24 protein-coding genes are annotated in these 25,685 nt (G+C 47.1%); 20 read left to right on the plus strand and 4 right to left on the minus strand.

Annotated elements, in window-relative coordinates:
* Nucleotides 1–9 precede the first annotated feature (9 nt).
* The 4 genes from BMY78_RS26060 (at nt 10) to BMY78_RS26075 (ending at nt 6,465) form a co-directional block, all read left to right on the plus strand.
* Nucleotides 10–387, plus strand: a complete 378-nt coding sequence (locus BMY78_RS26060; protein ID WP_090904232.1) for a DUF4280 domain-containing protein — start codon at nt 10–12, stop codon at nt 385–387.
* A gap of 30 nt (nt 388–417) precedes the next feature.
* Nucleotides 418–3,654, plus strand: coding sequence for an AHH domain-containing protein (locus BMY78_RS26065; RefSeq protein WP_090904233.1), 3,237 nt, complete (start codon nt 418–420; stop codon nt 3,652–3,654).
* Between the two features lie 18 nt (nt 3,655–3,672).
* Nucleotides 3,673–4,950 (plus strand): suppressor of fused domain protein, encoded by a 1,278-nt coding sequence (locus BMY78_RS26070; protein ID WP_090904234.1) that lies wholly within the window; start codon nt 3,673–3,675, stop codon nt 4,948–4,950.
* Nucleotides 4,951–5,223: 273 nt separating this feature from the next.
* Nucleotides 5,224–6,465, plus strand: coding sequence for a M48 family metallopeptidase (locus BMY78_RS26075; RefSeq protein WP_090904235.1), 1,242 nt, complete (start codon nt 5,224–5,226; stop codon nt 6,463–6,465).
* Between the two features lie 103 nt (nt 6,466–6,568).
* Here the strand turns inward: BMY78_RS26075 and BMY78_RS26080 are convergent, their stop codons facing one another.
* Complete coding sequence (locus BMY78_RS26080; protein WP_090904236.1) at nt 6,569–6,850, minus strand: transposase; 282 nt, start codon at nt 6,848–6,850, stop codon at nt 6,569–6,571.
* Between the two features lie 395 nt (nt 6,851–7,245).
* Between BMY78_RS26080 and BMY78_RS26085 the strand changes: the two genes are divergently transcribed.
* The 9 genes from BMY78_RS26085 (at nt 7,246) to BMY78_RS26125 (ending at nt 14,934) form a co-directional block, all read left to right on the plus strand.
* Nucleotides 7,246–7,434, plus strand: coding sequence for a hypothetical protein (locus tag BMY78_RS26085; protein ID WP_017690840.1), 189 nt, complete (start codon nt 7,246–7,248; stop codon nt 7,432–7,434).
* 233 nt (nt 7,435–7,667) lie between these two features.
* Nucleotides 7,668–8,429: a type I methionyl aminopeptidase gene (gene map / locus BMY78_RS26090; protein ID WP_090904237.1), complete on the plus strand. Its 762-nt coding sequence runs from the start codon at nt 7,668–7,670 to the stop codon at nt 8,427–8,429.
* A gap of 569 nt (nt 8,430–8,998) precedes the next feature.
* On the plus strand, nt 8,999–10,051 hold the full coding sequence (coxB, locus tag BMY78_RS26095; RefSeq protein ID WP_090904238.1) for a cytochrome c oxidase subunit II: 1,053 nt from the start codon (nt 8,999–9,001) through the stop codon (nt 10,049–10,051).
* Nucleotides 10,052–10,122: 71 nt separating this feature from the next.
* Nucleotides 10,123–11,973: a cytochrome c oxidase subunit I gene (gene ctaD, locus BMY78_RS26100; protein ID WP_371129195.1), complete on the plus strand. Its 1,851-nt coding sequence runs from the start codon at nt 10,123–10,125 to the stop codon at nt 11,971–11,973.
* Entirely contained in the window at nt 11,970–12,596 is a 627-nt protein-coding gene (locus BMY78_RS26105) for a cytochrome (ubi)quinol oxidase subunit III (protein ID WP_090904240.1), read from the plus strand. The genes ctaD and BMY78_RS26105 overlap by 4 nt, the downstream gene beginning before the upstream one ends.
* A 3-nt stretch (nt 12,597–12,599) precedes the next feature.
* Nucleotides 12,600–12,920 (plus strand): cytochrome C oxidase subunit IV family protein, encoded by a 321-nt coding sequence (locus tag BMY78_RS26110; RefSeq protein WP_076290536.1) that lies wholly within the window; start codon nt 12,600–12,602, stop codon nt 12,918–12,920.
* Nucleotides 12,921–13,026: 106 nt separating this feature from the next.
* Complete coding sequence (ctaG, locus tag BMY78_RS26115; protein WP_090904241.1) at nt 13,027–13,950, plus strand: cytochrome c oxidase assembly factor CtaG; 924 nt, start codon at nt 13,027–13,029, stop codon at nt 13,948–13,950.
* A gap of 36 nt (nt 13,951–13,986) precedes the next feature.
* Nucleotides 13,987–14,451, plus strand: a complete 465-nt coding sequence (locus tag BMY78_RS26120; RefSeq protein WP_024632131.1) for a DUF420 domain-containing protein — start codon at nt 13,987–13,989, stop codon at nt 14,449–14,451.
* Between the two features lie 111 nt (nt 14,452–14,562).
* Complete coding sequence (locus tag BMY78_RS26125; RefSeq protein WP_090904242.1) at nt 14,563–14,934, plus strand: hypothetical protein; 372 nt, start codon at nt 14,563–14,565, stop codon at nt 14,932–14,934.
* Nucleotides 14,935–15,043: 109 nt separating this feature from the next.
* On the opposite strand, the gene BMY78_RS32650 is transcribed toward BMY78_RS26125, so the two are convergent.
* On the minus strand, nt 15,044–15,370 hold the full coding sequence (locus BMY78_RS32650) for a hypothetical protein (protein WP_143067084.1): 327 nt from the start codon (nt 15,368–15,370) through the stop codon (nt 15,044–15,046).
* Between the two features lie 174 nt (nt 15,371–15,544).
* Between BMY78_RS32650 and BMY78_RS26135 the strand changes: the two genes are divergently transcribed.
* The 7 genes from BMY78_RS26135 (at nt 15,545) to BMY78_RS26165 (ending at nt 23,042) form a co-directional block, all read left to right on the plus strand.
* Entirely contained in the window at nt 15,545–16,351 is an 807-nt protein-coding gene (locus BMY78_RS26135) for a hypothetical protein (RefSeq protein WP_090904244.1), read from the plus strand.
* Nucleotides 16,352–16,443: 92 nt separating this feature from the next.
* Nucleotides 16,444–16,833: a GntR family transcriptional regulator gene (locus tag BMY78_RS26140; RefSeq protein ID WP_063567922.1), complete on the plus strand. Its 390-nt coding sequence runs from the start codon at nt 16,444–16,446 to the stop codon at nt 16,831–16,833.
* Nucleotides 16,834–16,853: 20 nt separating this feature from the next.
* Nucleotides 16,854–17,750, plus strand: coding sequence for an ATP-binding cassette domain-containing protein (locus BMY78_RS26145; RefSeq protein ID WP_090904245.1), 897 nt, complete (start codon nt 16,854–16,856; stop codon nt 17,748–17,750).
* Nucleotides 17,751–17,770: 20 nt separating this feature from the next.
* Nucleotides 17,771–18,673 (plus strand): ABC transporter ATP-binding protein, encoded by a 903-nt coding sequence (locus BMY78_RS26150; RefSeq protein ID WP_090904353.1) that lies wholly within the window; start codon nt 17,771–17,773, stop codon nt 18,671–18,673.
* The gene (locus tag BMY78_RS26155) at nt 18,666–19,961 is read left to right on the plus strand and encodes an ABC transporter permease (RefSeq protein ID WP_090904246.1); all 1,296 of its coding nucleotides are present in this window, start codon (nt 18,666–18,668) and stop codon (nt 19,959–19,961) included. Before BMY78_RS26150 ends, BMY78_RS26155 begins: the two co-directional genes overlap by 8 nt.
* 166 nt (nt 19,962–20,127) lie before the next feature.
* The gene (locus BMY78_RS26160; protein WP_090904247.1) at nt 20,128–21,348 is read left to right on the plus strand and encodes a TraB/GumN family protein; all 1,221 of its coding nucleotides are present in this window, start codon (nt 20,128–20,130) and stop codon (nt 21,346–21,348) included.
* 464 nt (nt 21,349–21,812) lie between these two features.
* Entirely contained in the window at nt 21,813–23,042 is a 1,230-nt protein-coding gene (locus BMY78_RS26165) for a family 8 glycosyl hydrolase (RefSeq protein WP_177185876.1), read from the plus strand.
* A 255-nt stretch (nt 23,043–23,297) separates the two neighbouring features.
* Here BMY78_RS26165 and BMY78_RS26170 read toward each other — a convergent pair whose 3' ends face one another.
* Together BMY78_RS26170 and BMY78_RS26175 are read right to left on the minus strand one after the other, a co-directional pair.
* Complete coding sequence (locus BMY78_RS26170; protein ID WP_090904248.1) at nt 23,298–24,623, minus strand: 6-phospho-beta-glucosidase; 1,326 nt, start codon at nt 24,621–24,623, stop codon at nt 23,298–23,300.
* 53 nt (nt 24,624–24,676) lie between these two features.
* On the minus strand, nt 24,677–25,669 hold the full coding sequence (locus BMY78_RS26175; protein WP_090904249.1) for an N-acetylglucosamine kinase: 993 nt from the start codon (nt 25,667–25,669) through the stop codon (nt 24,677–24,679).
* Between the last annotated feature and the right edge of the window lie 16 nt (nt 25,670–25,685).

Below are 25,685 nucleotides of genomic sequence, written 5' to 3' on the forward strand. Positions count from 1 at the left end.
GGGACTAGAATGCTGCTACCCATGCTGTTCAAAGCTTTGATGTCAGGAGGGTTCGGTGGTGAATTTACCTATGTGGTCAGAGGTGCCGAGATTTCCTGCAGTCAGGGATCAGATCCGGGTGTGCTGAACCTGCCTCTTTCCCACGGCATCTATATCAAGGAACAGCCTGTATTAAACGTTGCGGACGTGATTCCACTGGCTAACGTTGGACGATGCGGGTTTTGCAAAATGGACGGAGCATTGTGTGAACCAGATACGTTCTTTAACAAATGGAGCCAGGGCAAGGAGGATGTGCTGGTGGAAGGTGAGGCTGCTCTACTCAGTCGATCTGAACTGATATGCCGAAAAGGCGGGATTATCAAGATTGAGGTCGATGGTCAGTTGTAAGATGCAGACGGATAAGAAAGGGGAAACACTGTGCAGACCTTGGAAAAATCAACGCTAACCTATGGGGATATCCATGTCCATTGGCCGTATGGCAAGATACGCCTGGATAAGCTGGAATTGATCCAGCAAGCAGGAGCACATGGTCGGTTATCCTTCAGTGGATGGGTAGATGAAGAATGGGAAGAAACCATTATCCAGAAAGCTGGGAGTCACGATCGAGTCGGATTCATCCAGATAGATGAATCCGGAAGGGAGTTACCCCTGTTCAAGGGACAACTCCATGAGATCAAAGTCGAAGCAACCAGAGGGATCGTATATGTGATGGCTGTAGTCATCTCACATACCTATGAACTGGATGCCTTACAGAGAACGAAATCCTATCAGAACGAGAATCTACGTTATCTGGACATTGTTAATCGTGTTATGAAGGGGTATCCTGAAGGAGACTATATTGATTTTGCCTTTGATGAGACGAAGACGGGCGCTTTTATCATGCAGTACCAGGAGACTGATTGGAGCTTTCTGAAAAGGCTCGCTTCTCATCTGGGAGCAGATCTGGTGCCGGATGTGACTGCACACAAGCCCAGGTTCTGGATTGGTTATCCCGAAGGCAGAGGGGCATTTGAGCTGAAAGCCATCCCTTTCGAGAAGAGTCGTAATATTGAGCGTTTTTTACATACCGAAGCCCAGGGAAAACATGCGGTAACGGAGGCGGAGTATACAACGTATACCTTCGATCTGGGGCAGGAGCTTCAATTGGGGGATGAAGTATCCTCTGATGGCCGTATCTACAACATAACCTCTCGCCAGGCGATGCTGGAACGGAGCTTGCTACAGTGGAAATATACATGTGCATTGCCAGCATCGCATCCACTGCCCAGACAGCTTCAAACGATGATCACGGGTGCGGCTATCGAAGGAAAAATCATTGATGTGAAACGTAACCAGGTGAAGGTTCATCTGGATATGGATGAGGGTCAGCAGGCTGGGGAGGCACGCTGGTTCCCGTATGCCGCGGAAGGCAGTCAAGTATGGTACATGATGCCCGAACCCGGCGCGAAGGTGAAACTGTATTTCCCAAGTGCGGAAGAAGACGAAGCCATGGTGATGCAGTCGGTTCGTCAGGAACCAACGGAAGCGGGACATGTGGAGAAGAGCGGTAAAGTGATGCAAGACCCGGGTGTAAAGTCTTTCGGTAACCCGCAGGGGAAATCGTTCACCCTTGGCGACAGTGAACTTGTCATGAACGCTCAAGAGGGCGCCTTGTATATCTCGATGGCTGCGGGTAACGGGGTTACATTGAACAGCACAACCCACGTGCAGATCCAATGCATGGGTGACCTGAACATCAGCGGAGCCAGCGTCAGTCTGGAGGGTACAGAAGGTCTGTATATTCAGACGATGACAGATCATGTGGAGCTTGTGGAAGAGGTCAACGGCAAGAGTGAGAATGTAGTCCTGGAAGCCGAGATCCATCGTTCCTTTGACATGATTCAGTCTGCGTTCGACCAGAGTCTGGCCAGTATGGGAGAGAGCGCGCTGAAGGAAGCGCGGCTGAAACGGAACTGGGATGCACGTGAAAAGGGCAAATTGGACGGTGTGATCGAAGAGGGAAAAAGCCTGCTCAGTATGGTCGGTGATGTGGCTGACCTTGCATTTACAGGGATCGTCGGGGGTGACAATGCCCAGGGATTATACAGCTGGGTCAAGGGAGAAGAAGTAGGGTCATTAACGGAGCGGAATGCCACGGTACAAGGAACGATTACGGGCGTAAATAACGTCATTGATTATACGGGAGACTTGGTCACGGGCCAGAAATCAGGGAAAGAGATCTGGCAGGATGTATCCGGTGCGGGAGAAGCGTATGCCAAGCCATTCATGGACCTGAAAGGCGAAGACAACCGCACGATGCTGACCCTGAAGGAACAAGAGAGTTACGACGCTGGTCGGAACGATGTCAACGCTGCGGTACGGGTTGTTGATACGGTAACGGCTGTAGCTGGCGGAGCATCCTTGGTCAAAAATGGCGTCAAGGTGCTCAAGGGTGGTAGTAAGAAGTCTGGTCATGCAGATGGAGATGGAGCCAAGGGCGGCGTTCCACATGGTCATGGAGATGGGCCAGATGGAGCCTCAGGCGGTGCTATGAAGGATGGCAAGCTCAAGACCAATGCGGCATTAATGCCTTCATCTCTCGCGGAACTGGGAGAACGAATCAACCAGGCTATGGGTAAAATGACTGCAGGTGCAGCAGCCAGTGTTCCATGGCGAGTTCAACGAGTGAGGCTGAGCAACGGCCAGACCGTGCCTGTGATTGTGAAGAATGACAGTCACATGTTCTCCGATACAGGTGGAAATCATGGGAAAGGCAGTGATTCTGGTAGCTCGAAGGGATCGCCGAGCACTTCTCATGTGGATTCGAAGAAGACAGGGAAGTCACAAAATGTGGAGTCTAGTCCTTCATTCATTTCACCGAAGGTTGAGGCATCCAAACCCCAAAATACATGGATTCCCAAAGATAGTCCATCTGAAAGTACCAAGCCGAGGACTAGAAATCACCAGGAATACTATGATCCACATCTGAATCAACAGAGTATTTCCAAACTAAATGCAGCAGCAGATGAAGGAATCATTACTCCCAACCAATGGACCGGGAAATTGGAATGTAAGAGTGGGGATCTGGAACATCTAACACAACGTGAGTTACAAGAGATTAATAAGCTGCTCATCGCTGGAAAAAATGTGAATGCAGATCGGATAATGACGTTACGCAATCAGTCTTCGAAGCTTGCAGAAGATTATTCTGATAAAGTTAAGGAAAGTAACGGATGGGAGCTCAGCAAGGAATATCCTGCATCCAGGCAGGATTCCGTAGTACTTGGAAAGGAACTAGAAGAAGCAGGTATTACCCGTCCGCCGGATTCTCAAGCGCATCACCTCGTGCCTGTAAATCAAGGGGGGCTCCGAGAGCTAATCGAGAAGTATGGAATTAACATCAATTCCTCGGCAAACGGAGTCTTTCTTCCTCAGAAAGCAATGTCGGACTGGCCGGGGCAAGTGACGCATTTCCCGTTCAACAACATAGATAAAAAAGGGAATCCTATGTTCAGACATGGTCAGGAGTATATTGATTACATGAAAGAGAATTTACGAGATATAGATACATCTAATTTAAGTCCAGAAGTAAAGAAAGAGCGTATTTTATCTTTTTTAGAGGAAACAAGGGAAGGTTTGTTAACCGGTAAGTTGGAAATTCTATATCAAGATTAGTGAAATGAGGAGATATAAATGAAAGTTTGGAAGCTGTCTGAGGACTCTGTTAATCAATTACTTGATTTTACAGAAGTACGAGGAGTGAACGAGGGTATTAATAAAGGGAACTCACTCGCTAAATTATGGAATGAAGTAGAGATGATTACGTATAGTGAAGGAGAATCTGCTGATATTTACAGCATCGCAAGTCAAGTAACAGATTTAGTTTTGAAAGAGCGTGCTGCGAATATATTAAGTGATTTACTAGAAGACAAGGTTGAACTTTTGCCAGTACATCATAATAAAGAGAAATACTACGTAATGAATATATTGAATATTTTAGATTGTGTTGATATAGATCAGTCTATACCTAGTAAATATGGTGGATTTAAGAATTTTGTATTTGAGGAAAATGAAATTCAAAACCAGCACATTTTCAAGACGTTGTCTTACAACTACGAAATCCAGAATGAGCCGTTTATTTCGAGTCAAACGTTTGTTTCCGATGAGTTCAAACAACGCGTCGAAGAGGCAGGGTTACAGGGATTTCGCTTCCGTTTAGCTTGGTCAAGTGAACCCGAAGTCTACGTGGAACGTAATCCACAGATTCGAGTAACGGATCGTCAGGATGCGGAAGCACATATCGGCACATTCTATGGACCTATTCATAATATGATTCCCGCAGATTCGAACGATGCAGGCGACCCGGAAATCTATATAACCGAACCGACTCCTGCCGTACCGTATCAAACGCTCGTTTCTTTTGGAAACAGTTACTTCCGGGGTGTGACACCAGCTTCGCTGGACACCGGATATGCAGAAATTGTTATGCATCTACCAGCGGATGCGCAGTTGACGAAAGAAAACTGGGAGAATCGTCCGCTTGGCTGGGTCGTACCTATGATGCGGCATTTTGTAAAAGAAATCATGCAGCGTGGATATTTTATAGGGCAGTGGCTTGTCTTTCCCAACCAAAGTGAAGAGGATTTGGCGGACACGTATCGGGAAATGTTTAGTGAGACAGGAGTACCTGCGCATACACAAATCCTGCCGTACGACGATAGTACCTCCTACTGTGGAGTCATGATTGTCCCACCGCTTCCACAATGCGCAGAAGCGTTGAATATGCCGTACCGGGATGAGGGGAAGGAGATGGAGGGCGAATGGCCGATCTATTTCCATACGTTGCTGCCCTTGTACCGGGAGGAGATTATACACTTTTTTGAGAAAGGCCGGGATTCCCTGATCAGCAAGTTGATGGCCAATGGCGTTGAGGCAGTATATCAGTGGGATCGGAAGAATAGTTGTCTGTAGGTAATTGAAATACTTGAAGATATAGAATAAGAAGCTTTTAAATAAAACAGATTGATCTCGGTCAAAGGGGATCAATCTGTTTTTTGTTGAAAACTTTAGTGATAAGAACATATTTGAAAAATAGAAGTGCGTATATACACATTCAATTTGAGACTTTCTACATATTCAAAATATTCCATAAACTTCCGATTTAAATTTAGATAAAAGGGAGGGGATAGCAAGCTTCATTCGGAATTTAACATTACATAGTGTAGTTGAGGAGTGAAAGGAATTTTGCATTACACAGAGCAAGAGACTTGTCCGGAATGTGCAAACAAGATGAAAGTGAATCCGGGGTATAGCACCTGGTGTGAGAAGTGTAATTGGAATGTTTATGAGGATGAAAGAGGACAAGGAACTGATAAGGGGGTAAACGGAACGGACGGGAATGGTAATGAACGATCATCAGACCGATTGTTAGAGGAGCTTAAGTATAACGTCAATCGGGAACTTCCCTTCACTAAACAGAGGTTTTACACCTATTTGGTTGCTCTAATCGTGCATCTGTCAACGTTATCCATTTTAGGCGTAGCAATCTTTTTCTTTTCAACCAATTCAACATGGCTGGGTATATTTGGTATTTCGTTGCTTTTCCTCTGGATCACAATTATATTGCCATACCGGAAGCGGCTTCCAGGCAGGGTGATCTCTAGAGACGATTATCCAGAACTGTATGGAATGATTGACGAGATTGGGGAGCGATTGAATGTTCCACCTGTGGATATGGTCATCATTAGTGAAGAATATAACGCATACAACCTGCATCTCAAAAGAAAAAAGAGAGCACTTGTCCTGGGCATTCCCTTTTTTGCAGCCCTAACGTTACAGGAGAAGATAGCCGCCATCAGTCACCATATGAGTCAATTTGCACATCCGAACATTTCCAACAGCTCATTGGTCGAGAGAGCCATGCATGTACTGAATTCTTGGATTGACACCGTTGATCCACAAGATAGCGGCCTGTTATATTGGGTGGTGTTTCCACTTATAATACTACGCTTATTGTTATTTGCTGTTATAGGCGGTATCTATGTATTGTTAATCAAAAGCATGCGGAATGAGATGCAGCGAGTATTCTACATCGCAGATAATGAAGCATCGGAGACAGCTGGCAGTGAGGCAGTGTTATCTCTATTATTGAAGGCCGAGATGGAAGGTCTTTTTTCACAAACGGCTGAACAGGTTGCGGAATATCAATATAACAAAGAGCTGTATGAGGAGTTTAGAAAACGGATTTCTGCCGTTCCAACTCAGGAAATTCTTCGTATTCAGCGGATACAGGAAATGAATGATACTCAAAACCGTAGCTACCATCCTCCAATGAAGAATCGCATCGAATTGATACGTGAGCACTGGGCAATGATTCCTGCGTATCAGCCGGATGCTGCTAAAGAACGAAGAATCAATGGGGAGTTTCGACAGCTGGAACAGCGTTCCCAGAAAATTCTTCTTAACGATCTAAGGGATGCAAGTTAACTCTCTGTATTCTCAATTGCATATAGTATAGAAAACAGGGCAGCACCAACCAATGATTGGTATGATGCGCCCTAGTTTTAAAGTGATTTATTGCGTTTAGAACTTAACGGTCGCCACGCTGAAAATGTCTACGTGGATGTGTGGTCTTGCCGATCTTATCGGTGTCATTCTCTTTAGGAACCAAACGCTCGTCAGTACGACCATCGTGATGGTTGTCAAAAGCGAATTCCGTCAGTTCCCATTCTGTCTTGCCGAGAACGGGATCGGCCGGGAAGTGTTGTCCGCGATGCAGATGTTCTTCTTGTCCGGCTTCGTTGGTATATATTCCGTCCACTTCCACCTTTTCATGCGAAAGGGGCAGCATTTCTTTATCCTTTTGATCCATAAAACAACGCCTCCTTGATCCCAGTGTTTTAACTGTATGGGTTGTCCGTGATAATATCCCCCGAATAGTTCAGTGTTATGCTGGATATATTAGTTCCGTATAGAAGTATCGTATTTGTAAAAATAATTCGGAATTAAACTTTTTGGGCATAGAAACCGTTATAAATATTAGGTAAGATTGTCAAGTCGTAAGATACTTCCGAATATGCTACAATAAGATTATGATTCAAACCGAATCATATCGGGTATTTATAGTGTCAGGTACTTGCTTAAGCAAGGGTTCCCGACCTAAAGCTTGCTTTGAGCCGCGCACACAACTTCATGAATGGCATTTAAGACTTATTCGGCATTCTCTAAACGGAGCATTCACTTTCAACGTTTTGGGAGGGAATTACAATGGCAACGAAAGGTCACAATGAGGTCAAAGAAAGTTTGAGGGAAATGACTCGGATTTTCCGTCCTAAAGATCCAAAAAAATTCGTGAAGGAGTACGTGAGAAAATACCGGATTACGGGTGGATACGAGGAAGAATTGACTTCTGTGGTTGAGCATGAACTTGTCAAGATGGATTCTTCCGTGTCCTGAAACACACACAACTCTGATTATACTGTTCCGATATGAATAGAACCGTCTCCCGGGCTTTAAGCTCCGGCAGACGGTTTTTTTTGTTTTGAAAATAATATGTACATACTTGCAATGGGTCACCCGCTTACCTAAAAGAAAACCGAATAAGCAGCATAAGCTTTGTTCCATTTTTAGGGGCTTTGTTCCTTGCCTGCTGCATATACATGGAAGTACACATATGGCAGGAAGGATGAATGCATGTGGACCCTATTTTAAAAACAAAAGAAGAGATCGGCTACATGCGGGAAGCGGGACGAATCCTGCGAAGCTGTCACGAGCAGATTGAAAAATGGCTTGCCCCCGGAGTGACGACAGGAGATATTGACGAGCGGGTGGAGGCTTTTCTGGCTGAGAGAGGAGCTACACCTGAGCAAAAGGGGTATAGAGGTTATCCTTACGCTACATGCGCTTCAGTTAATGAAGTGGTTTGCCACGGCTTCCCTGATGACCGGAAATTGGCCCAAGGGGATGTAGTGACTATTGATATGGTGGTGAACAAAGACGGCTGGCTTTCCGATTCTGCATGGACGTATGGGATCGGTGAGCAACGAAGGTCCATCAGCAAGCTAATGCATCGAACGGAAAGGGCACTTCATAAGGCGATAGCACAGGCCGTGCCAGGAAATACGCTGGGGGATATTGGAAACGCGATTGAACGGACAGCAAGGCTGTATCGTTACGGGATTGTGAAGCCTCTTATTGGTCATGGGATCGGTCAATATATCCATGAACCACCAAACGTCCTCCCTTACGGGAAACGCAGAACAGGTATGATGCTGACAGAAGGCATGGTCATTACAATTGAACCCATATTTACAAAAGGCAGCTCTGGAGCGGTTGTATGGGATGAGGATGGCTGGACGGTGAGAACGGTGGATGGAAGCTGGGGCGTTCAGTATGAGCATACGGTAGCCATAACAAATGATGGTCCCCTTATATTAACTGACGGGACTTAGATGCTGTATCTATGGGAAGCTGGTAAGAGCGTGTGTAATGGTGTCCGGGATGTTCAATAGGTTCAGGCTCCATGCCGTTTGGTTCTAAAAGGGAGCGGTATGGAGCTTTACTGCGGCTTCCAGTAGTTGTAAGAGAGACAACCTGGTGCATGCTTTTCTGTTTTGCATAATACTGCATGTTTTCAATGTGAGAAATATCGGCAAAAAAATCAATTTCATCACCGAAATTTTCAAAAGTAGAGAGTAATATTTTTAAGTGAAATCGGTTACAAATCAAGTTGTGGTGCGGTTTTTTACATATAGTGAACAATTTGTGAACATGTGTCCAAAGATTGACAAAATCATACCCTCAACTTATATTTAATAAGTGATTGAACCATATAGAATGAATTGGAAGAATGCGCAGACATGCCCTTAGCAGGAAATGACGGGAGTGGTGGAAGCGTTATTTTTGTAAGCATTCTGTATGTCGGACAGGATTACGTGTATCGTGCTGAAATGGGTTAAATTGAGTTTATTTCGGGCGACAACGGCAATCTACGAAAATGTTAAAAAAGTGGGGTAGATCAATGATGAAACAGTGGCAGGTTGCAAAGCGAATTCTCCCCTTGCTGGCGGTGTTCTCTTTGCTGCTATCCGCATGCGGGCGGGAAGACTTGTCGGTAATGAAACCTCAGGGTCCTGTGGCGCAAGGCCAATATGATCTGATGAAGCTGTCCATTACGATTATGATCGTGGTGCTCATCATTGTATTTGCTATTGCTGCGTATGTGTTGATCCGGTTTCGCAGACGAGCCGGGCAGAATGAAGTGCCCGAACAGGTTGAAGGCAATTTCAAGCTGGAAGTAATATGGACAGCCATTCCGTTGCTGCTCGTTATTGTTCTGGCAGTACCGACGGTCAAAACGATTTTTGCCCAAGGCGAAGATCTGTCCAACGACAAAAATGCAGTTCAGGTCAAAGTCACCTCGCATCAGTACTGGTGGGAATTCACTTATCCTCAATATGACGTAACCACCGCTCAAGACCTCATCATCCCGACCGGAAAGAAAATCGCATTCGAATTGAAAACCGCTGACGTGCTTCACTCCTTCTGGGTGCCGTCACTTGCGGGTAAAATGGACACAAACCCGGATGGAACGCTTAACAAGTTCAGTTTCTCGGCGCCAAATGAAGGCGTTTACCGAGGTAAATGTGCTGAATTATGCGGCAGATCGCATGCCTTCATGGAATTTAAGGTAAAAGCGGTCAGTCAGGAATCCTTTGACAAATGGGTCAATGAAATGAAAGCCCCGGCGGTACTTCCGGAAGATACCCAATTGGCTGAGAAGTTCAAAACAAACTGCCTTTCTTGCCATGCAGTTGGGGATCAGGGTGGACCAGTTGCGCCTAACCTTACAGGTATCGGTGGCAAGCAATCCGTGGCAGGTATTCTGCTGAACCAGGGCGAAGGCCAGGAAGACGGTAATCCGGTGCTGGACAACATGAAAGAATGGCTCCATGATCCACAATCCGTGAAGCCGGGCAATACGATGCCTAATCCGAAAGACCTTGGACTCACAGATGAAGAAATCGACGGAATTGCCGAATATCTGGCCAACTACAAATTGGACTATGAATAGAACAGCAAGGACGAAGAAGGGGGTACACAACCTTGGCTCATGCTCATAGCGTCAAGCGTTACAGGGGCTTGATGGATTGGATTACCACCGTCGATCACAAAAAAATCGCCGTTCTCTACTTAATTGCGGGTGGATTTTTCTTTGGAATCGGCGGCATTGAAGCCATTTTGATTCGGATTCAGCTCATGAAACCGATGAATAATTTTGTGTCGGCGCAGGTCTTCAACGAATTGATTACGATGCACGGAACAACGATGATTTTCCTTGGTGTCATGCCTATTATTTTTGCCGTAATGAATGCCGTTGTGCCTTTGCAGATTGGGGCACGGGACGTTGCTTTCCCTTTTGTTAACGCGCTGGGTTTCTGGACATTCCTGTTTGGCGGACTGCTCTTGAACCTGAGCTGGTTGATGGGAGGGGCACCGGATGCCGGATGGACTTCGTATACGCCTCTCTCTGGCAGCGAGTACAGTGGGACGCACGGTGTGGATTTCTACACTATAGGACTCCAGATCGCCGGTCTAGGGACACTCATCGGGGGCATTAACTTTCTCGCCACCATCATTACGATGCGTGCGCCGGGAATGTCCTATATGCGGATGCCGATGTTCACCTGGACCACATTTATTACATCAGCCATCATCCTTTTTGCATTCCCTGCCATAACGGTAGGACTTGTATTGTTAACGTTTGACCGTATACTGGGAGCCAATTTCTTCGATGTTGCAGGTGGCGGTAACCCGGTACTCTGGCAGCATATCTTCTGGATCTTCGGGCACCCGGAAGTATACATTCTCATTTTGCCAGCATTTGGTATTATTTCTGAGGTTATTCCAACCTTTGCACGTAAAAGATTGTTTGGTTACAGCTCCATGGTGTTTGCAACCATTCTGATTGCCTTTCTGGGATTCATGGTATGGGCGCATCACATGTTTACGACAGGTCTGGGAACCGTCGCTAATGCATTGTTCTCGATCTCAACCATGCTGATTGCTGTACCAACAGGGATCAAAATATTTAACTGGCTCTTTACGATGTGGGGCGGACAGATCCGTTTTACGGCAGCAAACCTGTTTGCTGTTGGATTCGTTCCAACCTTCGTTATGGGCGGGGTAACTGGTGTCATGCTGGCCTCTGCGCCTGCGGATTTCCAGTTCCATGATACGTACTTTGTTGTCGCTCACTTCCATTACGTTATCGTTGGTGGATTGGTGCTAGGTTTGTTCTCGGGGCTACATTACTGGTGGCCGAAGATGTTCGGTCGTGTTCTGAGCGAAACGCTCGGAAAGTGGACGTTCTGGACGTTCATGATCGGTTTCCAATTAACGTTCTTCGTACAGCATTTCCTTGGATTGATGGGGATGCAGCGCCGGATCGTTACATACTTGCCGAATCAGGATTTTGACCTGCTTAACCTAGTCAGCTCCGTTGGTGCATTCCTGATGGGTGTTGGGGTTATCCTGTTCCTCGTGAACATCGTGATCACAACGAGAAAACCAGCAGACGCACCGAATGATCCGTGGGAAGATGGCCGTACGTTGGAATGGTCGATTCCATCTCCACCGCCGGAATACAACTTCAAGCAGACGCCTCTGGTACGTGGAATCGATGCGTATTGGAAGGAAAAGATGGCAGGACATACGGAGATGACACCAGCTGAACCTGTAGGTTCGATCCATATGCCGTCAGCGACGCCGCTGCCGTTTGTTATGTCCGTCGGTATATTCATTGCTGGACTTGGTCTCATGTTCAGCAAGGATGATTTTGGCAATGCGTTTATGAACGGATTGTTCAACAATTATATTGTGGTCATTATTGGCCTTCTGATTACATTTGGTGCGATGGCGCTGCGGTCACTTTACGACGATCATGGCTGGCATATTGAACCGGAGGATCAGGATGAGAAGGGGGTTAGAACATGACAACTTCACATGCCGAACCGGTAGACGGCAAATTGCCGCATGAGCCGGAGAAAGCAACGCTGGAAGGACGCAACAAGCTTGTCGGCTTCTGGTTGTTCCTTGGCGGCGAGACCGTATTGTTCGGAACCCTCTTCGCAACCTTTTTGGCCCTTCGTGGGCAAACGAATGACGGACCGACGGCAAATGAATTGTTTCATCTGCCCCTCGTGGCTGCCGCAACTTTTATTCTCTTGGTCAGCAGTTTGACAAGTGTATTTGCCATCCAGGCTATGCATAAGGGCAAGCGCAATGCTCTTGCTCTCTGGCTTAGCATCACCGTTGTACTGGGTCTCGGATTCCTCGGTCTGGAAATTTACGAGTTCTATGAATATGTGAAACATAAAGAGTTCGGCATGACCACAAGTGCATTCAGTTCAGCGTTCTATACGCTGGTCGGGTTCCACGGAGCTCACGTTGCATTCGGTATTATGTGGATCGGGCTCATTATCGGTCAACTGTTCAGAAAAGGATTAACGGTCGTAACTGCACCTAAAGTATACGTCTCCGCAATGTACTGGCACTTTATTGACGTGGTCTGGGTGTTTATCTTTACGGTCGTGTACCTGCTCGGAAAGGTGGGGTAACACATGTCGGTACAGGATAAGAGTGATCAGCAGCCTGTGAAGCATCGTCACCGGGCGGAAGGTCCACAGAAACACGTTGTTGTTTTTATCTTCTCGATCGTCCTGACGCTCATTGCATTCGCGGCTGCCGCCGCGGGAGGAGTTAATACGACCTTTACCATTATTATATTGGTGGTTATGGCGATCCTGCAGGTGTTTGTACAGCTCGGTTACTGGATGCACTTGAAGGATAAAGGGCATTTGATGCCGATCCTGTTCATGTGCTTCGGATTTTTCGTAGCTTTTACGTGCATCATTATGGCACTCTATTGGGTTTGGTGGTAAAAGAGATGGCGGCGGCGCAGTGTCGCCGTCTTTTCCCCTTTTAGGCGAACCGATCGGTCAATGAATTCAGGCAATAACCAAAACAGGTCACGGGGAGGTTTCCCGTATGCTCGGGTTGCAATATTTTAGTTTCAACGATTTATGGAGTCCACTTATTATGGCATTGTTTCTGCTCATTGCCGCAGCTTATCTGGTGCTCGTTGGTCCGTTCAGTGAGCGAATCAAGGGGGCAGATCAGGCCACAACTGCACAGAAAATGATGTTTATCACAGGGCTTACGGTGCTGTATCTTGCACAAGCAGGGCCATTCAATCTGCTGGGTCATGTGATGTTCAGTTTCCATATGGTGAGTATGGCTCTGTCCTATCTGGTTGCGCCACCGCTACTGATGAAGGGATTGCCCCTTTGGGTATGGCGCGGAATCATAAGGTGGCTGCCGACACGGCAGTTATCTTTTTTGACTCATCCAATCGTGGCGGCTGTGCTGTTTAACGGGTTGTTCTCGTTATATCACCTGCCCGTAGTACATGATTACGTGATGTTAAACTTTACGGTTCACCGTTTGTATTACATTGTACTTTTCATTACTTCCATGCTGATGTGGTGGACGCTGCTCAATCCGTTGCCGGAAGGCAGACAAGCGTCGGGGCTGTCCAAGATTGGATTTATTTTTCTGAACATGGTGCTTCTGACACCAGCCTGTGGACTGATTATCTTTGCTTCCGAACCCTTGTATGCGACCTATAGCAATCCCGCCGTATGGGCTGAGGCGATGCGGTATTGTGTGTCCGGGGATTCTACGGCGTTGCTGCGATCGTTCGGTGGACCGGCGTTCTTCAACTTCCTGTCCTCTGCCAAGGAGGATCAGCAGGTGGGCGGTATTTTGATGAAATTTATACAGGAAGGCATCTTTGTCTCCATGCTGGCGTATGTCTTTTTCCAATGGTACCGCAAGGAAAAACGGGAAGATGATGATGATCCATACCCTGTAGAGAAAACGGGAGGACCGCTTAATCCTGCAGCGAAATAACACAAGTTTTGTTTGGACAAGAGGGGGAAACACACGATGGATATGTATTTTCTGCTACCCACGATCAGTACTTCTTTCATTGTGATTAGCGCGGTGCTGGTTGGAATTGGCTGGGTGCTAATTATCCGTGGCAAACGGGAGGCGCACCAAACCGCGATGATTGCAGGGGCCATTGCTGCCCTTCTGTTCTTTGTCATTTATATGTCTCGTACCATCTTTGTCGGGAATACGGCTTGGGGCGGGGATCCGGAGATGGAGATCTTCTATCGAATATTTCTGATCTTTCATATTATCCTTGCCACGGTGGCAGCGGTCTTCGGGATTTCCACTTTAGTGCTTGGTTTCAAAAAGAAATTCAAGACACATCGCCGCTGGGGGAGATTCACATCCATGATCTGGTTTAGCAGTGCGATCACAGGCGTTATTGTATACGTTCTGTTGTACTTGCTTTATCCTGGTGGGCACACACGCCCGGTATGGGAAGTCATCTTGGGTGTTTAATGCGATGAATTAAATTCTTTGAAAATATGAAAATGGATGAATCCATCCGTTGATTGGTCCAAACTTCCTCTCGCATTCATTCATAGAATGAGTTCGAGAGGGGGGAAACAAATGAAAAAAACAGTCCATGTAAGTCAAACGTATCCACGCCTTACGGTGTATTCAGAAGAGGCTTATCGCGGAAGAAGCAGGGTATATCGTGGTAACACGGGTCTCCGTAATCTGGACAACATCCTGGGTGGGGTAGAGAGCCTGCGTTTTTTCTCGACAAGTTTGAATGCAACGTTGGTTGTGTTTACGCGACCTAACTTTCAAGGTGGGTTCCGCGTCTTTCGTGGGAATACCAATTTGAGAGATTTGGATGATCTGATCCGTGGCAATGATGTGGAATCCCTGATCTCCACCAATCAGCGATTGACTCTGGAGGAGATTCGTGAAATCCGTAGAAATCGGACTCTGCCGAGTGGCTACGATCTCGTTTAAGAATTAGACCTCTTCTGTATTTCAGGTGCCGGGAAACAGGAAAGAGCTGTTCCGAATTGTGTTCGCACAATATCGGATACAGCTCTTTTTTTGGTTTGAGGAGTTAAATTCAATCTCCACCACCGCCGCCACTGTCCCCACTATCTCCACTGCTGTCGTTGCTGCTTCCGCTATCGCTGCTGTGATGGTGATTAGATCCCGAAAAAGGATCGCTGTCATGATGCTTGTGATCGTGAAAATGTTTGGAATGATGAGTGTAGGAGTCATCATTGGTCATGACCGGGTATGCCGGAGAAGAGTCGGTGTAGCCGCTGTTACGCTGTACACGATGTCTGCCTTTTTTGGTAGTGTGCCGTTTGGGTTCGTCTCGAACAATGAGCCAGATAACCACGATAAGGAAGAGGAGCACAAACCCGATCTCAACTAGCCAATCCATGAGTGAATCCATCCTTTCTATTTATCTCTGTAGTATCTCTATAAGTTGAACAAATGAAATTACAATAAATCACAATAAATCACTGTACGTTCAGAATCAAGTTTTATTTTATCTTATCTCTAACCTGAATCCTATCCAAACTTCCTGATTCAGGAAAATAAGGGGTTGACGGGAATGAGGAACGGTCTGTATACTGTGTATATTGATATATACAGTAGATACAGTGAGCAAGGTGTTCCAATGACTGATGGAAAGGCAGGCAATGATATGAACGAATGGAAGCAGGCTTGGTGGCTGACCCGCAGCGAGATGAACAAGGATAAGCTCCAATGGCTGTGGACCGCAATTTTTATGATATACACGGGTAGCATGAGCGGTGTGTTGTTATTAGGACAACAGAAGACAGATTTCATTAATCCTGTTGTAGATACTTTCTTTTTGATCATGGTGCCATTTCAGGGATTTGTGTTCAGCAGGCGTTCCTTCCGTTATATACAGGAGGATTCCTATACACAGATGTTGGCCTACTATCGCAGACTTCCCATTCCAAACGAAACGGTGATGTGGTCGAGACTTCAGCAGTCTCTGATGGCGTTTACGTATAATGGTATCTTTTTCTATGGATCACTGTATGTGGTTGGGTTGCACGAGGAAGGATTCCGGTGGGATCAGTACCTGGCCTTTGGCCTAACTTGTACAGGTTACGGACTTCTCATGACAGGCTTATATATTTACGGAGAGTTTCTGTACAGTGGTAAAAAATATTTGCTTCTCAGTTCGCTGTTCTTGCCGCTTACGATCATCATATCTTTGCTGATCCGAACGTCGGGCAGTTACGGATTTTCGATTGTAATTGATATGAGTAAATCATGGGGGCTGCTTTCCCCGATTATGTGGGTTGCTTTGGTGGCTGGCATAGCAGGATTATGGCTTTTCAGTCGATTGACGCTGAAGAAACTTTCCACTCGGGATTTGAGTTAACGGTATGAGGGATGAACGCAAAAATGAATACAGGATGAAACCGGCACGGACAGGTAACAGACTGGAGTGTACCGGAGGGCGAGGTGCAAGATGTGAAAATACCCATTCAAATTAATGAAAATAGCGCTGAACCTCTATACCACCAAATTGAAAATCAGTTAAGATCGTTAATTGTTACGGGTCAGTTGGGGGAGGGAACACATTTGCCGTCCATTCGCGAATTCGCCGGATCACTGAATTGCAGTGTTATAACGGTTAGACGGGTCTATCAGGATCTGGAGAATGAAGGGCTGCTTCGTACGAAGCAGGGGACGGGTACATTTGTGGCCCAGGTAGAAGCCGGCGACAGAGAACATTATAGATTGAAGGCCGCGCAGGAAGCGATGCAGGCAGCGGTGCAGTCCGGAAAATCGGTAGGATGTACGGAAGAAGAACTGGAGAGTCTGTTCCGGGAAGTCCTGAAGGCTGTTTACTCGAAGTGAAGTGAGGGAGTGATTCATACATGGAGCCCATCGCAGTTCAGTTGAACGGCGTATCCAAAATGCGAAAACGCAGAGTTATTGGTCCAATCGATCTGACCATACCGGAAGGGTATGTAGTTGCTATTCTCGGTCATAACGGTTCAGGTAAAAGCACACTTCTTAACATGCTACAACAAGTGGTACTGCCAGATGCAGGGCAGATTATATGGTTTGGGAAGGAACATGAGGGGCCTCTTCCTATTGAACTGAGACAACAGATCGGTTTTGTGGCTGACAACGCTGGGCTCGAAGAGAATCGGATAACTGCACAGGAAGCAGCTAATTTTCGGGCCTACTGGTACCCGCGTTGGGATATGAAGTTGTTCGACCAACTGATTCACGATATGGAAGTACCTGTTGATGTGAAGCTGAACAAGATGTCCAAGGGTGAACGGCGGAAATTCGAGATCGCTGCTGCAATCGCAGCTCGCCCAAGACTATTGCTTTTGGATGAGCCTTCATCAGGGCTGGACCCCTTTGCCTGGAAAGTGATGATTGAGCAGTTCCGTACCTTCATGGCGGAGGGAGACACCACGATTCTGATTGCCACACATATTGCGGATGAAGTCAAAAGGCTTGCAGATTACATCGTATTGATGCACCGTGGTCAGTCGCTGGGGATGGCCGAGAAAGATATGGTGCTCGATCAGTGGAAAGAAGTCTGGTATGAAGGAGACTTGCGACCAGAGAGTATCCCCGGTGTTGTGGAATCTTCTTTGGAAGAGAGGGGTCTGGTTCGCGTCATTACAACCCGGATCAGCGAAGCGCAGGAAAGGCTGGAGCTGGCAAATAACCGGGTATTGAAAATCCGCAACTTGGAATTGGATGAAGTCCTGGCATTCTGGATTGCCGGGTATGCACCCGTACAGTGGAAATAACCGAAGGGAGACGATAAATGATGAACCGATTGGAATTGAAGCAGGTAGTCAAGCAATACGCAGACAAAACGGCAGTTAATGGTGTGACGCTTAATGTACAAGAAGGGGAGATTTACGGTCTGCTCGGAGCCAACGGTGCTGGTAAAACAACAACAATGCGTATGGTGCTCGGATTGATCCATCCGGACGGAGGGAATATCCTGTACAACGGCAAGCCCTACAACACGGAGTTGCAGCAGATTATGGGCTATCTTCCGGAAGAGCGCGGTTTGTATCCGAAGGTAAAGGTCAGTGAACAGATCAACTATCTGGCCCGTCTGCGCGGCATGAATGGAAAGGATGCGGATCAGAGTCTGAAGTATTGGTTGGACCGATTCGAAGTGCCGGAGTATTACGACAAAAAGATTGAGGAACTATCCAAAGGGAATCAGCAAAAGATGGGCTTTATTGCCGCAGTGGTGCACAGACCGCAAATTCTCATTCTGGATGAAGCCTTTAGCGGACTCGATCCGGTCAACGTGGAATTGCTGAAATCCACGGTGAAGGAGCTGCGTGATGAAGGCACAGCCATTCTGTTCTCGACACACCGGATGGAGCACGTTGAAGAATTATGTCGTCAGATAACAATTCTGCATCGCTCCAATACCGTTGTGCAAGGAGAGATCAAGGAGATCAAGAGCCGTTATCCGCGTGAGCATGTATTCCTGAGCACCACGGGTAATGTAGGTGGTCTGGAACAGCTGCCGGGTGTGAAAAAGGTAGAGCAAAATGAGCGTGGATACCTGATCCATATTGGTCAGATGGAAGCAGCTCAGGAAATTCTGAGAGCAGCCATGGCTCAGACGACCGTTGAACATTTTGAAATCAAGGAACCAACGCTTAACCAAATCTTTATTCGTGAGGTAGGTGAGTCGAATGAATAAAATGGGGACAATTATCGGATTTACGTTCAAAAACAAAGTAAAAACGAAGTCTTTCATGGTAACGACTATTGTACTTGCACTTTTAATTACGATTGGACTCAATATTCCATATTTCATTACCCTATTTAATGGTGGTCCCATCGGTGGAGGCTCGAGCACAAATCCGGTGAAGATCGGTCTGCTGAGCACGGGACAAACGGAGGTAGCTGAGAAGCTGGAGACATACTCCTCCGCACAAGGAAATGAAGCATACCACTTTGTTTCGGACGCGAGTAAAGATGAAGCGGCCCTCAAAGCCGATGTGGAGTCGGAGCTTTTGGATGGGTACCTGAAGTTTGAACCTGTTGCTGGGCAAGACTTCCCACAACCTGTCTTGTATTCAAGCGAAGATATCTCCCCGCAGGTTATAGCACCTATTGAAGCTGCGCTGCAAATTGTGAAGCTTGATGTCGTGGTGAAGGATACACTCACGGCGGAGCAAAAACAGCTCATCAGCACGCCGGTAAAACTGACAGAGCAAAGCCTTGATTCTAGCCAAAGTGGAGCTGCTGCGGAGTCGGAAGGTACCATGAGTGGCATCAACTACATTGTGGTATATCTGCTCATTATCCTGTTGTTCACATCAACGATGATGACAGGGAATATGATTGCTTCCGAGATTACAGCTGAGAAGAGTTCGCGTATTATGGAGATTTTGATTACGAGTGTATCTCCGCTCAGTCAGATGTTTGGTAAAATCATCGGTATTTTCATGGTAGGTTTGCTGCAAATCGGTATTTTCGGTGCAGTAGTTGCTGGCAATATGCTGCTACCGCATAACCGTGATGTATTGAGCGATTTCAATATGAATCTGAGTGATGTGAACGTCGCAGTCATTGTATATGGACTTATCTTCTACATTCTGGGTTACTTCCTGTATGCGGTGATGTTCGCAGCCATTGGTTCCATGGTGAGTCGGACAGAAGAACTGGGTCAGGCCGTGCTGCCAATTACGATGTTGTCCCTGGTGTCCTTCTATATCGCGATCTTCAGTATTGCTACACCGAACATCCTGTTATTGAAAGTAGCAAGCTTCATTCCGTTCACATCGCCAACGGCAATTCTGGTTCGGATCGGGGCAGGCGTTGCGCCAACCTGGCAGATCTGGACGTCCCTGGCCATTCTCGTGGTATCCATTATCATCTTCGGTTGGCTCGCAGCGAAAATCTATCGTACAGGTGTGTTGATGTATGGTAAACGCCCAACCTTCAAGGAATTGTTCAAAGCGATGAAGGCGTATAAAATTTGATGTAACTTTACGGAGGAGTAGTAGGTAGTGGTTTTTTGATCTCTCAGTAAAACAATTGAATGGGAGCAGGTGCTGCACTAAAGATAGTGGGTGTGGCACCATCTCTAATTTCTCTTCTAGTGAACATATCTTTTCATTATTTCATTCTTAAAGGAGAATACATAATATGAAAAACTGGAAACGTATGCTCTTGTCCCTGACAATCTCGGTCGGTTTGCTCGCATCGGCAGTACCGGCTATGGCCTCTCCGCAAGAGACATCGGTAAAGGTGAATGACGAAACGGTTGAATACACCGCAGGTGCACCGATTAACAATAAAGGAACAACACTTGTTCCGCTTCGTTCCACGCTGGATGCGATGGATGTGAAGCTGACGATAGCAACAGATGATACAATTACAGCCGTCGTTAACGGCAAGACGATTACTTTGAATAGCAAGCTTACACGTATTAATGGCGTAACATATGCGCCGATTCGTATTGTAGGGGATGCAACTGGTTATGAGGTCCGTTGGGATGCTGCTGCACGCACAGTGCTGCTGGTTTCCAAAGGTGGCGAAACAGAAACTGTTCAAACCGGTGGACGTGGCTTCATGTGGGAAGTCGAAAGCAACGGCAACACCGTGTACCTGGTAGGTTCTATGCATATTGCGGATGAAAGCTTTTATCCATTGCGTAAGGAGTTTGAAGAAGCCTTTGCCGAGGCAGATTACCTAGGCGTAGAGATCGATATCAGCAAAGCAGCTGAAGAAGCGCAGCAGAAGATTGTTCTGGATATGGGCTCGTATCAGGATGGCACAACACTGAAAGATCACATCTCCAGCGAGACGTATACTCAACTGGGCGATATTTTGAAGAAGAATGGATTGGAAGCGAACGCACTGGATACCTTTAAGCCTTGGGTGGTGGAGAGCACGTTAGCCAGTCTGAAGTCTATGAAATCTGGTTATGAAGCTTCTGCGGGGGTTGATCTGTATTTCATTCAGAAGGCAATCGAGCGCAAACTTCCGGTGATCGAGCTGGAATCCTATGAATCTCAATTGGGAATGTTCAATGACTTCTCCAAGGAGCTGCAAGAAAAAACATTGAAAGCGACTTTGGACAATTTCGATGTGTTGGATGACAGCGTGAACCAAATGGCCGAAATGTGGAAAACAGGGAATGACGAGCAACTGCTGGAGCTGACGAACAGCTTTTCTGATGATGAAGAGTACAACAAAGCAATGCTCACTGATCGTAATGTGGGGATGGCTGACAAGATCGATGGTTACCTGAGAAACGGCAAAGGTGAAGAGTACTTCATCGTAGTTGGTGCAGCGCACTATCTGGGTGATCATGGGATCGTGAAGTTGCTGAAAGATAAAGGATATACAGTGGTACGAAAATAAAAGAATTATAGCTCCTTTTATGGGAGCCTGGTATTCTCCCCTCATGGTAGACAATAGATAGTGAAAAAAGAGATTAGTAAAATCCCCCTCAAGCACTGGAAGAGGGGGATTTTTGTATGCCTGTGAAGAAAGGAGTACTGTTCCGTCCGTGAGTAAGGCTGGATGTACAGCTGGATTATGGAGAAAATTAATTAGGGTAAGAAAACGGTGGTCTCTGCCAAAATGTCGAATCAGGACTTTAGATTCAATCTCGGAAATGTCTATTTACAAATATTAGAAGAACAATTAAAATAAATGTAAGCGTTTTAAAAGTTAAAGCGCTTTAACTTTTAGATGGAGGTGATTGTGTCTCTGGATGCCAAAAACGAATCATGGTTTCTCCATCAAGATGCTGCACTGAATTTTCGGCTTAAAGGTTATGTCACGGATCAAGACCCATTTGGATCTAAAAGGAGCGTAAATTTATGAGAAAAAGTAAGGAATTTTCGGTTAGCAGCAAGGCTGTTATGATGTGTTGTCTCGCTTTTCTTCTGATTCCGGCGGGCTTTGCCTTCGCCGCTCCAAACAAGCCATTCCCGCAGCATACGACATATACCAGCGGTTCGATCAAGCCGAACCATGTTACGCAAAATGCGATGGACAGCGCCGTGAAAGCGAAATGGGACAGCTGGAAATCAGCATATTTGAAGACAGCAGGCACAGGCAAGTATTATGTGAAATATCAGTCCAACGGGGATACTGTATCTGAAGCTCACGGGTATGGAATGCTGGCAACGGTTCTAATGGCTGGTTATGACAGCAACGCGCAGACCTATTTCGACGGACTTTATCAATATTATAAGGCTCATCCGAGCGCCAACAATTCGAAACTGATGGCATGGAAACAAAACAGCAGTTTTCAGAACATTGAAGGCGCCGACTCGGCCACGGATGGAGACATGGACATTGCTTATTCGCTCCTGCTTGCGGACAAGCAGTGGGGGAGCAGCGGCAGCATCAACTACCTTCAGGCCGGCAAGGACATCATCAATGCCATTATGCAAAGTGACGTGAATCAGTCTCAATGGACGCTGCGTCTTGGCGACTGGGCAACGGACAACACCTACAAAAATGCTACCCGTCCATCAGACTTTATGCTGAATCACTTGAAGGCGTTCCAGGCTGCAACGGGTGATGCCAGATGGGCGAACGTGATCGACAAAACCTATACCATTATCAACTCCTTATACAACGGGTATAGTTCATCAACCGGATTGCTTCCAGACTTCGTCGTTCTGTCGGGTTCAACGTACAAGCCGGCTTCAGCCGATTTTCTGGAAGGGGCCAACGATGGTAACTACGATTACAACTCGTGTCGTACGCCTTGGCGGATCGCAACGGATTATCTGATGACGGGTGACAGCCGGGCGCTCAATCAGCTCAGCCAAATGAACAGCTGGATTACGACCAAAGTAAGCGGCAACCCTAGCAGCGTAAAGGATGGTTATAAACTCAACGGCACGGTTACAGGTTCCGGTGGCAGCGGCGCGTTCTATGCACCGTTTGGTGTCAGCGCTATGACCTCGTCCACGAACCAAAACTGGCTGAATTCCGTATGGACCAAAACGGCGGGCAGCTCCAATGAAGGCTACTATGAAGACAGCATCAAGCTGTTCTCCATGATCGTGATGTCCGGCAACTGGTGGACATACTAAACAACTTGAAATGGATTGATTGCTCATATGCAAGCAGGCAGGGAGATTAGCTCCCAGCCTGCTTTTTAAATGGAAGGAGAGCTAGAAGAATGATTTATTGACCTATTGGAGCGAGTGATATAGATGGGCAAATGCTTGGAAACGACAAACCGCCATAGCTCAGGAAATCCTGGGATACGGCGGTTTCGTTTGGTGTGAAGGTACGCTGATCGACGTTTTTTATGGCATTAGGAAGAATGGGTCATAGCCGAATTATTATGCATTAGCTGCAGTTTCAGTAAAAAACTGCGGCAAATATTCCTTGTTGGCTTCGAGCATTTCATCCAGCATCTGAATCGCCACTTCGACCGAAGGGACCAGAGGATGATGGACCAATGCCTGTAGTGCCAATCCACGATCGCCGGTTACGGCAGCATCGATGGCGAGGCGCTCATAGGTTTTAACCGCATGGATCAGTCCGACGGCCATAGGAGGAACCTTGGTTAGCGGCAGGGGCAGCGGGCCGGTTTTGGTGACAACGCAGTTGACTTCAATGCTGGCATCGTCCGGCAGGAAATCAATAATGCCTTGATTGGCTACGTTCAACGTCTGAATGTCATTCGTTCCGTTGTACAGTGAGCGCATCAGGTTTACGGCTGCTTCGGAATAGAAGGCGCCGCCCCGCTGCTCCAGCTGTTTCGGTTTATCTTTCAGGTCCGGGTCATTATAAAGCTCGAACAGTTCTTCTTCGACGCGTTTAACCACTTCCGCACGGTTTCCGCCTGTTTGTAAGGATTCCAGCTGTTCTTCAAGCATGGCATCGGTCATATAGAAATATTTCAGATAGTAGGAAGGAAGGGCATGCAGGGATTGCAGGAATTCCGGATTCCACTCCCGTACAGGCACGTTCTTCGCGCTGTAACCGGCTGTATCAGCCAACATCTCATCCAGTTTGTCTTCTCCGTTCACATCAATACGCGTAATCCAGTGCAGATGGTTCAGGCCGACAAACTCGGCATAGATGCGGTCCGCTTCTACGCCGTATTTGGCCGAAGTCTGCTTGATCAGGCCGATCGGCGCATTACAGAGACCGATGCTTTTAACGTTGGAATACTTCAGAATGGCTTCCGTGACCATACCCGCCGGATTCGTGAAGTTAAGCAACCAAGCATGGGGAGCAAGTTCTTCAATATCACGGCAGATATCGAGCAGGACCGGAATCGTCCGCAGTGCCTTCATCATACCTCCGGGACCAGTGGTTTCTTGGCCGATCACACCGTATTTCAAGGGAATAGATTCATCGCGGCCACGGGCGTCAAGCATGCCGACACGCATTTGAGTGCTGACGAAGTCCGCACCCTTGATGGCTTCGCGGCGGTCGAACGTCAAATGAACCTCAATGGGGAGACCGGATTTCTCCACCATACGTTTGGCCAAGTTGCCGACAATATTCAGTTTGCGCTGTCCTGGCTCAATATCGACCAACCACAGCTCGCGTACCGGAAGCTCGGCATGGTGAAGTATGAACCCCTCAACGAGCTCCGGAGTATAGGAAGATCCACCGCCGATTACCGCTATTTTCAGTCCTTGTTCATATGCCATTTTACACACTCCAGTCTTTTAAAATTTTTTGAGTTGAAAGTGTTTGTAGACGTTTATCTTGTTGTTTGCTTGATATGTTCGAATTCGCGGAAGGTCCGCATTTTGTCATATACATCCTGGCTTACCGCATGTCCGCTCGCATCCATAGCAGACCATAAGGCACCGACAACAGGCTCGGTGGCCAACGTTACAATGGTCGCATTCGGAGCGATGGTTGCAACAGTCTGTTCAATCTTGCTCCGAATCCAGCCACGATCCCCCCTTGTTAGCAGACTTCCAGCCAGGACTACGTCAAAAGTATCCTTTTCCATTTCAAGTTTGTGGATCACCGCAGCCGCTGATTTGCCAAGCTCTACGCCTTGACGGGTCAGAATTTCCAGAGCTACAGCATCGTCCTCTGCGGCAGCTTTAAATAGCAGCTTCGCTGCATGGACAGGCACATGCTTGCCATGATCCTGATAGTCATCGAACATATCGCTGACACTGTTATACCCAAGAAAGTTCAACAGCAGGGGAGTCAGGAGCGTTGGCTGCTCACGACCGTCCCAAGAACGGATGACAGAGCGGAACACCTCAATATTGAGGGAACCGCCACCGCCGAAATCACCGTACATATAATCAAAACCGCCGACCTGCACATGTTCTCCTGCCGGATTGCGGCCAGCGGAGTTGGTACCTGTGCCGCAGATCAGTGCGACCCCGTAAGGTCGGTTCGTACCTGCGCGCAGGCTGATCATGGTATCACAGTTAATCGAGTAATTCTGGGTGAATCCGATTCCCTGAACCAGAGGGTGCAGGATTCGGTAATCTACTTCCCGGTCTGCTCCTGCAAGTCCAAAATAGGTGTGGGAGACTTCATGAATCTGCAGTCCTGCCTCGTTCAGGGCTCCTTCCGCGGCTTCTCGTATGCTTTGCGCGGCCAAGGCGCGGTCAATCTGGTGATTGCCGTTGCCGCCCATGCCTTTGCCAAGCACATTGCCGCAGTCATCGGTCAGCAGGGCGTATGTTTTTGTTCCTCCCCCGTCGATTCCCAAGTAGTAAGCCAATGGTCGTCACTCCTAT

It is taken from the genome of Paenibacillus sp. OK076, assembly GCF_900110055.1.
GTDB lineage: Bacteria > Bacillota > Bacilli > Paenibacillales > Paenibacillaceae > Paenibacillus.